Here is a 15,225-nt window from a genome sequence, read left to right as displayed (position 1 = left end):
GGGGGGGATTTTTTTGAATATAAGCATTGACTTATATAAAAGAACGCTTATATAATCGTATTGGATTTGCATATGAAACTACATATCACCCCTTAAAAAGGAGGTCAGGTAGATGAGTCAACCATTATTATCAGTAGAGGAAAGCTCTAAAGTTCTGAAACTAGTAGGGGATCAGACGCGCTTGACGATTGTTGGGCTTTTGAAGGATCAGGAACTTTGCGTGTGTGAACTGGTGGAGATCTTGGAGATGTCTCAGCCTTCTGTCAGTCAGCATCTAAAAAAATTACGCAGCGCGGGAATTGTGAAGGAGAAGCGGCAAGGGCATTGGATGTTTTATTCTCTTAATGAGGATCATGCGGCCGTTGATCTCATTTCAGACATACTTACGCATATGCCTGATCAGAAGGAGAAAATAGAAGCACTCGAGCAGTCTGGTAAACGGATTGTGTGTGAGTAGGAGGAGTTTTAGAGAATGAATGTAGGAATTGCAGTCGCGATCTTCCTCATTACGCTTGTCTTTGTTATCTGGCAGCCGAAGAACCTTGGAATCGGTTGGAGCGCATGTGCCGGAGCTGTATTGGCATTAGTGGCGGGCGTTGTGGATTTCGGAGACGTTGTAACGGTAACCGGCATCGTATGGAACGCGACCTTAGCGTTTATTGCTATTATTATCATTTCATTAATTTTAGATGAGATTGGATTTTTCGAATGGGCCGCTCTTCATATGGCTCGCCTTTCTGACGGTAATGGATTAAAAATGTTTATATTCATATCTGTACTCGGGGCAGGGGTCGCTGCTCTTTTCGCAAATGACGGGGCTGCTTTGATCTTAACGCCGATCGTACTTGCGATGGTACGGGCGCTGAACTTCGAGGAAAGAAAGATCTTTCCATTTATTATGGCAAGTGGATTTATCGCCGACACGACTTCATTGCCACTTGTGGTGAGTAACCTCGTGAATATCGTATCAGCTGACTTCTTTGATATCGGATTTATTGAATATGCTTCCCGCATGATTATTCCGAATATCTTCTCATTAGTGGCTAGTATTATTGTGCTCTTCTTGTATTTCCGCAAAGACATTCCGCGTAAATACGACGTCACTCAGTTACGGGAGCCGAAAGAAGCCATTCAGGATCACACGATGTTCCGCCTTTCGTGGTGGGTACTTGGGGTCCTCCTTGTTGGCTACTTCGCCAGTGAATTTTTGACCGTACCGGTGTCGATTATCGCAGGAATTGTTGCGATCTTCTTCTTACTGATGGCACGAAGAAGCTCGGTTGTGGAGACAGGTAAGGTTGTAAAAGGAGCACCGTGGGCGATTGTGTTCTTCTCGATCGGCATGTACGTTGTCGTATACGGACTTCGTAATGTTGGATTAACCGACGTGTTAGCGAACGTGATTGAAGCAGCAGCGGATCAAGGCTTGTTTGTCGGCACAGTAGCGATGGGCTTCATTGCTGCGCTATTATCTTCTGTTATGAATAACATGCCGACTGTCATGATTGATGCCATCGCGATCGCTGATTCTAGTGCAACGGGCATTATGAAAGAAGGACTCATTTATGCGAACGTAATCGGAAGTGACTTAGGTCCGAAGATTACGCCAATCGGTTCCCTGGCAACGTTACTCTGGCTTCATGTTCTATCTCAAAAAGGCGTGAAGATCTCATGGGGATACTACTTCAAGATCGGGATTATTCTTACGGTACCAACACTATTTATTACACTAGTGGGGCTTTATCTCACGTTGCTACTGCTGTAAGTCTAACCTTAAATAGGAGAAAAGAATGCCATTCGTTATACTAGTTTCATTTCTAATCATCATTTATCTATCGTTCAAAGTTCATCATCTTGGAACGATGCTAAAAAAGCAGCAAAAAGACCAGGAAGAGATGAAGTCTCTTCTTAAAATCATCATTAAAAATAACGAACAATAAAGGAGACACCAACATGAACAAACCCGTTTTATACTTCTTATGTACAGGAAACTCTTGCCGTAGCCAAATGGCTGAAGCGTGGGGCAAACACTACCTTGGTGACAAATGGGACGTGAAAAGCGCTGGTATTGAGGCACACGGCCTGAATCCGAATGCGGTAAAAGCGATGAAAGAAGTGGATATGGATATCACAGATCAAACGTCAGATATCATTGATCCAGAGATCCTAAATAACGCTGCCTTTGTCGTAACCCTTTGTGGCGATGCAAACGACAAATGTCCAATGACACCGGCTCACGTTCGAAGAGAGCACTGGGGATTTGATGACCCAGCGAAAGCAGAAGGAACAGAAGAAGAAAAATGGGCATTCTTCCAGCGTGTCCGTGACGAGATTGGCGAGCGCATTAAGCACTTTGCTGAAACAGGGGAATAAATCTAAGAAAAGCAGTTGCACTTTTGTTAGAAACATTCGAATAGCAGATCAACTAGCACAAAGACAATAGCTGTTGTCTTTGTGCTATTTCTTTTTTGGAGTAAATGTTTATACATTTGCTGATTTATTAAATTAGGATAGTGGACTGTTAGAATATGTTAAAATGATTGGTGAGTTTGTGAAGGGATGTACGTAAACTAACGCGGCAAGATTGTTTAATAAAGGAATTATGAATATGGCTAAACAGGGAGTGTTACATAGTGAAAGTGAAAAAAGCTGAAAAAAAGAGAAATGAAGGACTAACATTAATATCTGTAATTGGAGGAGGCGTAGCAGGATGGACGGTTAATGCTGTATTAAGTATTTCGTCAGATTCCGACATGACTCACCTTTATGGGATATCAATATTTTTAGGTGTTATTGTCGGTTTATTATGGGATATAGCGGATAAGTTAAATTGAAATACAGATATAACAAAACGCAAGGGGGAGTAACTAATGACAAATGTATGGGCTACTTGTTCATGTTTTCATAAGATGAACAATGTAATGAAAGTGGCTGTAATTACATTAATAGTTATGGTTATTAGTGCATTACTATATTTTGTATTGCCTCAAATAGTACCAAGTAACTTTTTTATACTTTTTGTAATGTTACCTATGGCACTTCTTGGATTACTATTTGGATTAACATTATTTGGATTTGCGTTTGGTGTAAACAAATTATGTGAATGGTTCAAAAGAAAATAATTTGTTACTGCACTAAGGGGTGCGATAGCTGAACAAGAAACTGTCAAATGTGGCAGTTAATATTGAGAGATGCTAGAAGAATTTATGTTTACGACAAATTGCACAAGGGTTTAACATATCGAGGAGCCCATTTTTCCAAAAATAAAAGACGTCCTATGAAGGACGTCTTTGCGTATTGCGGCGAGAGACAGCACTCCACATTAGTGCCTTGCCATAAAGGCGCGTCAATCTCGTCTTATGCAATTCAGCTCATCGCTAGACTAGTATAGCATAATGGAACTATTAAATCTAATAGAAATTTTCCTTGTAGTATTAACGGGGTGGGTTAAATGTTTAAATAGCAAAGGGGATTATATGAAATATGTAGTTTTTTTTCTAGTTTTACTTCTTTTGATGCTTGTTATAGAAAAAGTAACAAACAAAACATTTGGGATACAAAAGAAAAAAGTTTCGGAAACACCTGGTAAACATATCGATAGATGGGGCCGGGGGATTTTACTAGTCATCTTCTTAAGCACATTATGGTTTGCCATCGAAGAAGGTTCAGATCACTTTGTGAAGTTATATTGGATGACCTATCTAGCCTTATTGTTAGGATTTCAGGCAGTTATAGAGTTTATCTATATAAAAGATTCAAAACAGTATATTAGTACAACCATAGTGCTAATAGTTGGTCTTATTATTATGGCTAATATAGAATCTCTATTAGGATGGATTAGTAGCTAGTAAACTCAATAAATAAGATTTAAAAACGCTTGGGTTTTATAACCCAAGCGTTCTTATTTGCCGTTTGTGCATCACGGAGACGCACTCTTATAATTTCTATACATTCCCATCGCAGAGATAGGAGAACTGATGACAAAAAACCACAACAACCAGTCGGGATAGTTTCCCTCAGGTCCAAAGGCAAGTTGGTATAGCCCCATGCCAAATAACAAGATACAGCCAATGATCCCAACTATAAATCGAACACGATTATTCATTAAATCCCCCTAACCAACATTTTCTTTATTATAATGTTAACACAAAAATATTTAGAGTTAACAGAAAATGTATAGTCGATTAAGTTCATATCTAATCTAAGTAAAGGAGGCCCATGAAAAGAGTAAATAAAGAAACCGCGGAAAGAAGCAGTGATCCGATCATGACGCCTAGATTAACCAAAGAAGTTATAGGTTGATTCACTTTAACCAACTCAACGATTCCCCACACAAAAACAAAAAGAGGAACGATGATTGTAACTAGTAACGGATGCCATCCGATCTCATGCAGAACAAATCGATGAAACCCTTCTGAAAAAGCAGATAAGAAAAACCAGACCACACATAACATGAGGCCAATGAAAGACTGGCTCAAAAAAGCATGACGTTTACCCAAGTCAAAACACTCCTTCCTCTAAAGCAACCCTCAACATCCGGACAGGAGCGATCAACTGGGAGACGAACAGCCTGATACGGAATGTCCCTGCCATCTACAATCAGTTGAAGAGGACCAAAGGGTGTAGCTAACATATCCATCCCTCCTATATCCAATATATTACCATTTAATGTATGAATCTGCACGAACCTTCTAACCTGAATGGACCGTCATGTTTGAAGAGTCTTGGAATGGGAGACTACTCGCTTTTCACGGCCCCCTCTTAAGAGCGGGAAGGTACTTGAATTTCCGCATATGGTATGTTTCCGTTACACCATATATGGCAGAGGTGGTTCGGGAAATTGCGAGACTCCTGCGGCAGTAGGAGCCTAGGGGAGACCCCGGAAAGCGCGTAGCGATTGAGGAGGCTCCCCAGCTCGCCGCGGAAAGCGAGTGATTTCCCGAACCACCTTTCACTCCAACATAAGCTAACGGAAACATTCTCTAAACCTCCTGAGTTAACACAAAGAAACAATTAAATTAAAAAAATAGTATTGAAAACGATTACAAACCTATGTTAAGTTATGTGTAACCGGTTACACATAACCCAGGGAGTGAAAACATGATTACCATTAAAGACGTTGCCCGTGAGGCAGGTGTATCAGTAGCCACCGTTTCACGCGTGCTAAACGAAAATGGCTACGTAGGGGAAGAAACGAAAAAGAAAGTCCAGAAGGCCATGAATACATTAAATTATAGTCCGAACGAAGTCGCTCGCTCCCTGTATAAACGGGAATCGAAACTGATCGGACTATTATTACCAGACATAACGAACCCATTCTTCCCTCAGCTTGCCAGAGGGATTGAAGATACAGTGAATCAGTCGGGCTATCGGCTGTTACTTGGAAACAGCGATGAAGAACTAGAGAAAGAACTTGATTATATTCAGACGTTCGTCCAGAATAACGTCGTTGGCATGATTTCAGCGACAAACCATGTGGATCAAAATATTTATGACGCCTTACAGATTCCCCTTGTCCTATTAGATCGTACAACAGATCAGTATCCTTCTGTTTATAGCGATGGTCGGGAAGGTGGAAGGCTAGCGGCGCGCACCCTCATTGAAAAAGGAGCCGAGAGGATTACACTCATGAAAGGGCCTGCCCACGTGAAACCTGCACAAGACCGTTTCAAAGGAGCGGTAGAAGTGTTGAGTGAAGCGGATATTGATTTTTCTGTACTCGCCACCACGTCTTATTCTTTTGAAGACGCAAAAGGATGGGCGGAAGAGCTGTTTCAGAAATATCCGAACACAGACGGGGTCATCGCCAGTAATGACATTGTTGGAATCGCCATTATCCACGAAGCGCTTAGGCTCGGTAAGCGAATTCCTGAAGACTTACAAATTATCGGGTATGACGATATCCCGCAAAGCAGTCTTTCTTACCCGCCCCTATCCACGATCCGCCAGCCAGCTTATGAAATGGGGCAAGCGGCAGCGGAGTTACTTTTACAGACGATTAAGAAAGAACCAGGGATCGAGACGACGATTGAGATGCCAGTTGAATTTATAGAACGAGATACGACTAGAAAGGAATGAAGATCATGAATAAACCAAAAATTGCAGTTATAGGCAGTTCGTCGATGGACTTAGTGGTTACCTCGGACAGACGTCCATTAGCTGGGGAGACGGTTTTAGGGGAGTCTTTTGAAACCGTCCCAGGAGGAAAAGGAGCCAATCAAGCCGTTGCGGCCGCTAGACTTGGAGCTGACGTCCACATGATCGGACGGGTAGGAGATGATCCATATGGAACGGAAATTTTGGAGAATCTGAACCGGGAAGGGATTCATACCGACTATGTGGAACCGGTTACACATACCAAGAGTGGAACGGCGCACATTATTTTAGCTGAAGGAGATAACAGCATCGTAGTTGTGAAAGGCGCGAATGATCACGTTACGCCAGACTACGTGAACAAAGCTCGCGTGCGACTAGCCGAGTGTGATGTGGTCTTAATTCAGCAAGAGATACCAGAAGAAACGGTGATCGAGACAGCTCGCTTGTGTAAAGAGTTAGGCGTTCCACTTCTATTAAATCCGGCACCAGCGAGAGAGATCCCACAAGAGGTCATTGAACAAGTGAGTTATCTCACGCCTAATGAACACGAAGCTGCCCTTTTATTTGAGGGAGAGACCCTTTCAGATATATTGAAGCGTTATCCGAACAAGCTGTTTATAACAGAAGGAAAAGCGGGCGTTCGTTTCTTTAATGAACAGGAGGAGGTCGTTGTGCCATCTTTCCCGGTAGAAGCTGTTGATACAACAGGGGCAGGAGACACGTTTAACGCAGCCTTTGCAACAGCCATCGCTGAAGGTAAAGCGTTGTTTGACTCCTTGCGATTTGCGAATCAAGCAGCTGCCTTATCGGTTACAGCCTTCGGGGCCCAGGGTGGCATGCCAACCAGAACGGAAGTAGAGAAGGAGCTGAACAAATGAAGCGTAACGGGATCCTAAACAGTCATATAGCCAAAATACTCGCTGATCTCGGTCATACCGACACCATTGTTGTGGCCGATGCCGGCCTTCCGATACCAGTTGGGGTGCCTAAGATCGACCTATCCTTACAGCAGGGGGTTCCCCGCTTCTTGGATGTCGTTGCTCTATTAAAGGAAGAGATGGTTGTGGAGAAAACGACCGTTGCGAACGAAATGGAACAGAATCAAGACGTACATGAGGGGTTTAAGAAATCATTCGAAGACGTTGCTTACATCTCACATGAATCGTTGAAACAACAGCTGAAGAACGCTAAAGCCGTCATTCGAACAGGGGAAGTTACCCCTTATGCAAACTGTATCCTGCACGCTGGCGTTACGTTCTAACAAAGGGGGATGAAACATGAAGATCTCTATGGAGAACATTCACAAAGCCTTCGGGACCAATAAGGTGCTCGAAGGTGTGGATATGGAAATTGAATCAGGAGAGGTTCACGCTCTAATGGGAGAGAACGGAGCGGGGAAATCGACATTAATGAAAATTCTCACAGGCCTTCATCAGAAAGACGAAGGGACCGTTATGATCGACGGGGAAGCGCGTACGTTTGCTAATCCAAAAGAAGCCGAGGAATTTGGGATCGCGTTTATCCATCAAGAGCTCAATGTTTGGCCGGATCTAACGGTATTAGAGAACTTGTTTATCAATAAAGAGCCTGTGACCAAGTTTGGTCTTATTCAAACGAAAAAAATGAAAGCGATTGCGAACGAGCAATTTGAGAAACTAGCGGTTTCGATTCCCCTTCATAAAGAAGCTGGTCAGTGCTCAGTCGGGGAACAGCAAATGATTGAAATCGCAAAAGCACTCATGACCGATGCGAAAGTGATCATTATGGACGAGCCGTCAGCTGCTCTTACTGACCGTGAGATTGAGAAGCTATTCGATGTTATTCGTTCGTTAAAAAAACAAGGGGTATCAATCGTGTACATTTCGCACCGTATGGAAGAGATCTTTACGATTTGCGACCGGATTACCGTCATGCGAGATGGTCAAACGGTTGATACCACACCAATTCCAGAGACGAGTTTTGATGATGTCGTAAGGAAGATGGTCGGAAGAGAACTTACAGACCGATTCCCGGAACGAACTCCCGAGCCGGGTGAGTCAGTGCTTGAAGTGAAAGGGCTCGGGCGAAAAGGGGTCTTTCGGGATGTTCACTTTACCGCTCGCGCTGGTGAAATTGTCGGAGTGGCCGGATTAATGGGAGCAGGCCGCACAGAGATCATGCGTACGCTTTTTGGCTTAGATGGGAAGTACGAAGGCGAGATCTTCGTCAATGGCCAGAAAGTAGATGTAAAGAATCCAAGTCAGGCGGTGAAGCTAGGTCTAGGATTTATTACAGAAGACCGAAAAGGAGAAGGTCTTGTTTTAGACTTTCCGATTAAAGACAACATTGCCTTACCGAGCTTACGGAGCTTTACGAAGAATAGCTTAATTCAGGAAAAAGAAGAACAAGAATTTGTCGACATGCTAATTAAACGCCTCACGGTTAAAACAGAATCTTCTAAAACAGAAGCGAAGAATCTATCAGGCGGAAATCAGCAAAAAGTCGTCATTGCGAAATGGATTGGGATTGGTCCGAAAGTGCTGATCTTAGATGAACCAACTCGCGGAGTAGACGTCGGGGCGAAGCGGGAGATCTATCAGTTAATGAATGAACTGACAGACCGCGGAGTAGCCATCATTATGGTGTCTTCAGAACTACCAGAAGTTCTTGGCATGAGCGACCGTGTTCTCGTTGTACATGAGGGGACCATTGCAGGAGAGCTGAACCGGGATGAAGCCGATCAGGAGAAAATAATGACATTAGCAACAGGGGGTCAAGTGAATGGATAGTGCAATCAAAGGGGCAAAACAGGTAGGAAACATCACACAGAAATTAGGTCCGTTTGTCGGACTGCTCGCTCTTATTATCGTTGTATCGATTTTTAACTCAAGTTTCTTAGATCCATTGAACTTATTAAATCTTTTCAGGCAAGTCGCGATTAATGCACTAATCGCTTATGGAATGACGTTCGTTATCTTAACAGGTGGAATTGATTTATCGGTCGGTTCCGTACTGGCATTGTCGAGTGCTTTAATGGCAGGCATGATGGTGTCTGGTCTTGATCCGATTCTATCAATTATTATTGGTTGTTTACTAGGTGCGGTAATGGGAGCTGTGAACGGTCTACTCGTGACAAAAGGAAAAATGGCACCGTTTATCGCAACTCTTGCAACCATGACGATGTTCCGCGGTTTAACGCTTGTGTATACAGACGGAAACCCGATTACAGGTCTTGGCGATAGCTATGCATTCCAGTTGTTCGGACGTGGGTACTTCCTAGGCATTCCGGTACCAGCGATTACGATGTTTCTTGCTTTCGCTGTTCTGTGGGTGATTTTACACAAAACGCCATTCGGTCGTAAGACGTATGCGATTGGTGGAAATGAAAAAGCGGCTCTTATTTCAGGAATTAATGTATCACGCGTGAAAGTAATGGTGTATTCCCTTGCAGGTCTATTGTCTGCCCTTGCAGGTGCAATTCTAGTATCCCGTCTTGATTCGGCTCAGCCAACAGCGGGTGAAGCGTACGAGTTAGACGCAATTGCCGCTGTTGTACTAGGTGGAACGAGTCTATCAGGTGGACGTGGTTTAATTGTAGGAACACTAATTGGTGCACTTATTATCGGTACGCTGAATAATGGCTTGAATCTACTTGGCGTTTCTTCCTTCTTCCAGATGGTTGTGAAGGGTGTCGTTATTATCATCGCCGTATTAATTGACCGAAAGAAAGCAGCATAGGGGGATAAACATGAGAAAATTACGTCTATTATTAACGATGAGCCTCGTCCTTATTTTCCTTAGCGCCTGTTCCCTGCAACCGCCTGAATGGGCGAAGCCAAGCTCAGGCAACGGGGAAGGGGACGTGAAGGTCGGACTATCCGTTTCTACATTAAATAATCCTTTCTTCGTATCGATGAAAGAAGGCGTCGAGCAAGAGGCGAAAGCACAGGGAATGGAAGCCGTAGTCGTTGACGCTCAGAATGACGCAGCGAAACAGGTCAACGATGTAGAGGATTTAATTCAACAGGGCGTTGATGTTCTGCTCATTAACCCAACGGACTCAGCAGCAATCTCAACAGCCGTTCAGTCTGCTAACAGTCTAGGCATCCCAGTCATTACACTGGATCGCTCCGCTGAAAAAGGAGACGTCGAAACGTTAGTCAGCTCAGATAACGAAAAAGGCGGCGAAATGGCCGGGAAGTACATTGTGGAGCAAGTTGGTGAAGGCGCCAAAGTCGCTGAACTAGAAGGCGTTCCAGGTGCATCTGCTACCCGTGAACGTGGAGCAGGATTCCACAATATCGCTGATGAACAGTTAGACGTTGTGGCGAAACAAACCGCCAACTTCGACCGCACAGAAGGTCTGAATACGATGGAAAACATGCTACAAGGGAACCCAGACATCGAAGCCGTCTTCGCGCACAATGACGAAATGGCCCTTGGGGCGTATCAAGCGATACAAAGCTCAGGCCGCGATATTCTTGTTGTAGGATTTGACGGTAATGACGATGCCATGAGTAGTATCAAGAGCGGTAACCTATCCGCAACCGTCGCTCAGCAACCGATTGAGATCGGTAAACTTGCTGTACAAGCTGGCCAAGATGTCCTTGATGGAGAAGAAGTTGAAGAAACAATTCCGGTACCGCTTAAACTTGTGACAGAAGAAAATGTAGAAGAATAAAAATGTTATAGAGAACCCGGGTCTTATGCAGTAAACTGTCTAAGACCCGGGTTTCGTATTAACTTCTTAACTGATTTTTAAAGAATAAAACGGTCTCTAGTTCATCCTCACGATCTTCAAATAAAGCAAGCTCTTTCCCAACAGCCACCGCAAATTCAACATACGCATTTCCTTCAGCGGTAATCAAATTCTCGCACACCGTCACATCAGCTTTACTTTTATAAGCCGGATCAAAGCAAGTAGGAAAGTCTTCTATTTCGATCGATGTAGAATACTCCCTTTCTCGTAAAACAGAGCTTCTCCCTAAGAAAGTAGAAGCTCCGCAAATCGCAGCAATCCACTTGTTCTTCTGATCAAATTCCTGAATGAGGTTCAAGATTTGACGTTCTTCTAAAAGCGGCTCAGGATCTCCTCCTGGAATAATGAAAAGATCATACTCATCAGCCACGCATTCGTCTATCGTTTTTGTAACGTTCACTGTAAATTGTCCGCAGTGCGTCACCTCCGACTGGAGAGCCGTCGTTTCAACCTCACAATTGGTCACGCTTAGGATGTAGGAAAGAGGGCTAATCTCCCAATCAACATAGCCATCATATAATAGGAATAATGCTTTCAATGGATCCATCCTTTCATTTTTTTATTTTCTTGATACGTACCTTATCTGTTGTAGTTCTTCCTTCATGATCGCCGTAAACGAATCCTTCTCCCATAACATTAAGATCTCTTCTATATCATACCGTTTGAGCAGATTGGTAACGATTTGGTACCCAAGGTAATACCCCAAACGCGTAACTCCAAGATGAGCTCCACCATTTATAGAAAACCACTCTTTCATCATGGAACGAGCGTCTATATTTTCGACGTCTTCTTGGAATAAGCTAGCGATCCTTGCCTCCTGTTCTTGAGCGAAGGAAATCCATTCTACATCTGCTTCAAACGAGAAGTATTCATCAAGATCAGCTTCAACGATTCTTGTGGAAAGGTAAGTAGCAATCCCTTCCTGCAATAGCCAAGTGTAGGGACTATTCCAATCGACAAGGTCCCAAGAAAGGTTGTTCTGATTGCTATAAACAAAGTGCGTGGCATGACCGAATTCATGGGCAATAATTAACCGAATCGATTTCTCATTGTAAGGAAGTTTCTCTAAACAAAAAGCCACTTCCGGGTTATATTGACGATAGGTAAACGCATTACTTCCATATAACCCAACCAGTAAATGGACGTCTTTCGTAAATTGAATCGAAAACATTGATTCATACTCACCAGCAATCCGCGGAATCTCTCTCAGGAATACATCCCGCATAGGCAAAAGCTCTGGTAGTTTCTTAGGATGTAGACGAATCGCTCGCTCTTTCTTTTGTTCCTTATGTAAACAGTGATACATGAAGTACTGCTCATAATCTTGCTGATAGGTGCTGTAATACTCATCTAAGTAAAAGACGGTTGGTTTGTAATCCTTTACAAAAGGCTCTACCACATCAATAATCTTCATCAACCTTCCCCTTTCCTCTATATCCCTTCACACTACCTTTCTACAAAAATTTCCATAAACCTTGTTATAATGTTACGTAGTAATAATGTCATCGTATTCAGTAGAGACAGAAACTGAGGTTTATGGATCATCTATAGAATAATAGGAAGAGGATGAAATAGAAGGGGTGAAGGTATGGAGAAAAAAGTATTCTGGCAGCATATCGAACATTCAGGGAGTGAACACTTAAAGATTAGTAAAGAGGAAGGGAACATTACAGCACAAGGAGTCGTCCTTTTTGCCTCAAAAGAAGATATTCATCATATTACCTACCGCATCACCATGGACAAGAATTGGCTAACAAGACGCGTTGATGTGCAAGAAGACGAGAATCATTCCTACTCTTCATCCACTGTATGGCGCGTTTCCGTCTCCTCCCAATTTGGCAAAGGCGGGCCTGGAAACTGCGAGACTCCTGCGGCAAGAGGAGCCTAGGGGAGACCCCGCAGGAACGAGGAGGCTTCCCAGCTCGCCGCGGAAAGCGAGTGGTTTCCAGGCCCGCCTTATCCTCCATTAAAGCAAACGGAAACAATTCCTCAACATTTAGTGAGCAGGAATAAATCCGCACTATTCAGGGAAAACAGAAACCATGATCATTCCATTAAAGGAGAGGGACCATGGAGGAAAAGAAGACCTATCAACAACGCTTAAAAAACCTAAACCCAGCCCGCGCCATAGAACGAGGGCGTGCCTATTTCTCAGAAAAAGAATTCGGCGAGAAAGTACGCGCCTATAGCGGTCGCCTTGGAAAGAAAGGCGTATACTATAGCCTGCTCCTATTCTACGCATTCAAAAATCCAGACACCCCAAAGAAAGCGAAACTAACCATTGCCGGCGCACTCGGATACTTAATCCTACCAGTAGATGCAATCCCCGACTTAATTCCGGCAGTTGGGTTCGCTGATGACAGTGCCGTTATTATTTACGCCGTGTACCAGGTGTTGTCTCATATCAATGACGATGTTCGCGCTGAAGCGAAGGAGCGCATGAAGAAGCTCTTCGGAGATTCGATTAATGTGGATGACTTAGAAGATCCCCATGAATCGGACCGCCCCGCTGAAGGCTGATCGTGAAGACTTTTCTGAGTAGGGTTACTTAGAAAAGTCTTTTTCTGTATGATGAGAGTAGATTGAAATTCGGGAAGGGCGTGGGAATGATGTTTGAATGGGCATACGTTCCGGACTGGTTTGTGTGGATGACGGCAGTTGTCGTCGTGTTGTTTATTGCAGCAACCGAATATTTCTTAAGGTAAGATACTTTTTCCAAGAGGCGTATGATTGACAGTCGTTCAAAAAGAATGGTATAGTTTTGAACCATAATAAACTATATAATAACTCTCTCTGACAATAGAGGCGCGAGTATGATGAGTAGCTTTCCAGAGGACAATGGGTCCGGCGAAGGGAAGGGAAAGGCAGATCGCCGAGACTAAGAATAGCCATTCTATTCTTTGTTGGGCTGGTATTAAACAAATGCCAGACTGTCGCAATGTTAAATTGTGGAGCACTATTGAAGAGATGTTGTACATATTCTTCAAATAAGAAGAACCGTATGAACATCGCTTCATACGGTTTTTTTGTGTTGCAGAGGAGACAAAAGGAGATTTATACATGCAAACAGTTGAAGCGAACGTACGACATTCATTAGAAATCGGTGGGGTGAGTACGGATAAGCTAGTAGAAGAATACGGCACACCGCTCATGGTGTATGATGAGGGCATGATTCGACGTAACGCCCGTGCTTTCCGTAGCGCTTTCGAGTCAAGCGAACTCGACTTTCAGGTGGCTTATGCGAGTAAAGCTTTCTTATGTAAAGAAATGGCCCGATTAGCTAATGAAGAAGCGTTATCCCTAGATGTCGTTTCAGGTGGTGAGCTTTACACGGCTCTTGAAGCTGGATTCCCGGCAGCCCGCATTCACTTTCATGGAAATAACAAATCAGAAGAGGAATTAGCGATGGCACTCGATGCAGAGATCGGCTGTTTTGTCGTTGATAACTTCCTAGAGCTTGAGATGCTACATGATCTTGCCAGCAAGCGTAATCAAGAAGTGAGTATCCTGCTCCGTGTAACGCCTGGTGTAGAAGCTCATACGCACGAATACATTATGACGGGACAAGAAGATTCGAAATTCGGATTCGGTTTATCAAACGGCCAGGCTGAAACGGCGATCCAAATTGCTGCCCGTAAACCTCAATATAAACTGCTAGGCATCCATTCTCATATTGGTTCGCAAATGTTTGGAACAGAAGGTTTTGATCAGGCGATTCAGATCTTAACAGGATTTGTGTATCAGATGAACAAGAAGTACGGATTAGCGCTACCTGTTCTGAACGTTGGAGGAGGATTTGGCGTTCGATACACAGAAGACGATCAGCCGCTGACCATTTCTGAATATGTTACGGCTATTTCAGAAAGTGTGAAAAAGCATTATACGACTCACGAACTCCCTTATCCGGAAGTGTGGATAGAACCAGGTAGAAGCATGGTAGCAGAAGCGGGGACAACGCTTTATAAAGTCGGATCGAAGAAAATCATCCCCGATCTCCGCACGTATATCACGGTGGACGGTGGGATGACAGACAACATCCGCCCAGCGCTTTATCAGGCAAGGTACCAGGCGATGTTAGCCAATCGACCGGACGAGGATTCGACAGAACTCGTAAGCGTAGCCGGAAAGTGCTGTGAATCAGGAGATATGCTGATCTGGGATCTGATGTTGCCTCCTACCAATTACGGAGATATTCTCGCTGTGTTCAGTACAGGAGCTTACGGGTATTCCATGGCGAGCAACTATAATCGCATTCCACGACCCGCTGTTGTATTCGCCGACAAGGGGGAGTCCCGCGTCGTAATCGAGCGTGAGACGTATGAGGATTTGGTAAGGAAAGATCAATAGAAAAGGATATGTGTGGTAAAGGATTCCTCCCTATGTTAAGCTTA

The 15,225-nt window shown here is 43.8% G+C and carries 21 protein-coding genes and 1 riboswitch; of the genes, 16 read left to right on the top strand and 5 right to left on the bottom strand.

The features are described 5' to 3' along the window. Positions 1-112: 112 nt before the first annotated feature. The 7 genes from LQ226_RS12530 to LQ226_RS12500 all read left to right on the top strand — a co-directional run bounded on the left by LQ226_RS12530 (position 113) and on the right by LQ226_RS12500 (position 3,848). Positions 113-457, top strand: a complete 345-nt coding sequence (locus LQ226_RS12530; protein WP_231418258.1) for an ArsR/SmtB family transcription factor — start codon at positions 113-115, stop codon at positions 455-457. Positions 458-472: 15 nt separating this feature from the next. Continuing rightward, complete coding sequence (locus LQ226_RS12525; protein ID WP_231418256.1) at positions 473-1,765, top strand: arsenic transporter; 1,293 nt, start codon at positions 473-475, stop codon at positions 1,763-1,765. Between the two features lie 25 nt (positions 1,766-1,790). Then, a complete protein-coding gene (locus LQ226_RS12520; RefSeq protein ID WP_231418254.1) occupies positions 1,791-1,940 on the top strand; it encodes a hypothetical protein in 150 nt (49 codons plus the stop codon). A gap of 13 nt (positions 1,941-1,953) precedes the next feature. Then, a complete protein-coding gene (gene arsC / locus LQ226_RS12515) occupies positions 1,954-2,373 on the top strand; it encodes an arsenate reductase (thioredoxin) (protein ID WP_231418252.1) in 420 nt (139 codons plus the stop codon). Positions 2,374-2,633: 260 nt separating this feature from the next. Further along, positions 2,634-2,834 carry a hypothetical protein gene (locus tag LQ226_RS12510; RefSeq protein ID WP_231418251.1) on the top strand — a complete coding sequence of 67 codons (201 nt, stop codon included), beginning with the start codon at positions 2,634-2,636 and terminating at the stop codon, positions 2,832-2,834. 36 nt (positions 2,835-2,870) lie between these two features. After that, entirely contained in the window at positions 2,871-3,122 is a 252-nt protein-coding gene (locus tag LQ226_RS12505) for a hypothetical protein (protein ID WP_231418250.1), read from the top strand. A gap of 273 nt (positions 3,123-3,395) precedes the next feature. Beyond that, entirely contained in the window at positions 3,396-3,848 is a 453-nt protein-coding gene (locus LQ226_RS12500; protein ID WP_231418249.1) for a DUF4181 domain-containing protein, read from the top strand. A 71-nt stretch (positions 3,849-3,919) separates the two neighbouring features. Here the strand turns inward: LQ226_RS12500 and LQ226_RS12495 are convergent, their stop codons facing one another. The 3 genes from LQ226_RS12495 to LQ226_RS12485 form a co-directional block, all read right to left on the bottom strand. Next, on the bottom strand, positions 3,920-4,105 hold the full coding sequence (locus LQ226_RS12495; RefSeq protein WP_231418248.1) for a hypothetical protein: 186 nt from the start codon (positions 4,103-4,105) through the stop codon (positions 3,920-3,922). A gap of 91 nt (positions 4,106-4,196) precedes the next feature. Next, complete coding sequence (locus tag LQ226_RS12490) at positions 4,197-4,499, bottom strand: hypothetical protein (RefSeq protein WP_231418247.1); 303 nt, start codon at positions 4,497-4,499, stop codon at positions 4,197-4,199. Beyond that, positions 4,475-4,633 (bottom strand): hypothetical protein, encoded by a 159-nt coding sequence (locus LQ226_RS12485; protein ID WP_231418245.1) that lies wholly within the window; start codon positions 4,631-4,633, stop codon positions 4,475-4,477. The genes LQ226_RS12490 and LQ226_RS12485 overlap by 25 nt, the downstream gene beginning before the upstream one ends. A gap of 467 nt (positions 4,634-5,100) precedes the next feature. On the opposite strand from LQ226_RS12485, the gene LQ226_RS12480 reads away from it, so the two are divergent. Genes LQ226_RS12480 through rbsB form a run of 6 tightly spaced genes read left to right on the top strand, consistent with a single transcriptional unit; the run spans position 5,101 to position 10,756 of the window. Then, a complete protein-coding gene (locus LQ226_RS12480) occupies positions 5,101-6,078 on the top strand; it encodes a LacI family DNA-binding transcriptional regulator (RefSeq protein WP_231418243.1) in 978 nt (325 codons plus the stop codon). 5 nt (positions 6,079-6,083) lie between these two features. Further along, on the top strand, positions 6,084-6,974 hold the full coding sequence (rbsK, locus tag LQ226_RS12475) for a ribokinase (RefSeq protein WP_231418241.1): 891 nt from the start codon (positions 6,084-6,086) through the stop codon (positions 6,972-6,974). After that, positions 6,971-7,357 carry a D-ribose pyranase gene (gene rbsD / locus LQ226_RS12470; RefSeq protein WP_231418240.1) on the top strand — a complete coding sequence of 129 codons (387 nt, stop codon included), beginning with the start codon at positions 6,971-6,973 and terminating at the stop codon, positions 7,355-7,357. Before rbsK ends, rbsD begins: the two co-directional genes overlap by 4 nt. Positions 7,358-7,373: 16 nt before the next feature. Next, a complete protein-coding gene (locus LQ226_RS12465; RefSeq protein WP_231418239.1) occupies positions 7,374-8,864 on the top strand; it encodes a sugar ABC transporter ATP-binding protein in 1,491 nt (496 codons plus the stop codon). Beyond that, a complete protein-coding gene (gene rbsC, locus LQ226_RS12460; protein WP_231418238.1) occupies positions 8,857-9,813 on the top strand; it encodes an ABC transporter permease subunit in 957 nt (318 codons plus the stop codon). The genes LQ226_RS12465 and rbsC overlap by 8 nt, the downstream gene beginning before the upstream one ends. A gap of 10 nt (positions 9,814-9,823) precedes the next feature. Then, positions 9,824-10,756, top strand: coding sequence for a ribose ABC transporter substrate-binding protein RbsB (rbsB, locus tag LQ226_RS12455; protein ID WP_231418237.1), 933 nt, complete (start codon positions 9,824-9,826; stop codon positions 10,754-10,756). A gap of 58 nt (positions 10,757-10,814) precedes the next feature. On the opposite strand, the gene LQ226_RS12450 is transcribed toward rbsB, so the two are convergent. Continuing rightward, complete coding sequence (locus LQ226_RS12450; protein WP_231418236.1) at positions 10,815-11,381, bottom strand: DJ-1/PfpI family protein; 567 nt, start codon at positions 11,379-11,381, stop codon at positions 10,815-10,817. Between the two features lie 12 nt (positions 11,382-11,393). Continuing rightward, positions 11,394-12,248, bottom strand: a complete 855-nt coding sequence (locus LQ226_RS12445; RefSeq protein ID WP_231418235.1) for a DUF2268 domain-containing putative Zn-dependent protease — start codon at positions 12,246-12,248, stop codon at positions 11,394-11,396. Positions 12,249-12,422: 174 nt separating this feature from the next. Between LQ226_RS12445 and LQ226_RS12440 the strand changes: the two genes are divergently transcribed. From LQ226_RS12440 to lysA, 3 genes are all read left to right on the top strand, one after another. Further along, entirely contained in the window at positions 12,423-12,722 is a 300-nt protein-coding gene (locus tag LQ226_RS12440) for a putative glycolipid-binding domain-containing protein (protein ID WP_231418234.1), read from the top strand. Positions 12,723-12,904: 182 nt separating this feature from the next. After that, positions 12,905-13,354, top strand: a complete 450-nt coding sequence (locus LQ226_RS12435; protein WP_231418233.1) for a YkvA family protein — start codon at positions 12,905-12,907, stop codon at positions 13,352-13,354. A gap of 272 nt (positions 13,355-13,626) precedes the next feature. Continuing rightward, positions 13,627-13,801: riboswitch (Lysine riboswitch) on the top strand. 93 nt (positions 13,802-13,894) lie between these two features. Beyond that, positions 13,895-15,181: a diaminopimelate decarboxylase gene (gene lysA, locus LQ226_RS12430; RefSeq protein ID WP_231418232.1), complete on the top strand. Its 1,287-nt coding sequence runs from the start codon at positions 13,895-13,897 to the stop codon at positions 15,179-15,181. The last annotated feature ends 44 nt before the right edge of the window (positions 15,182-15,225 follow it).

Source organism: Pontibacillus sp. HN14 (assembly GCF_021129245.1).
In the GTDB taxonomy this organism is placed as follows: domain Bacteria; phylum Bacillota; class Bacilli; order Bacillales; family BH030062; genus Pontibacillus.
This window is presented reverse-complemented; position numbering and strand designations above follow the sequence as displayed.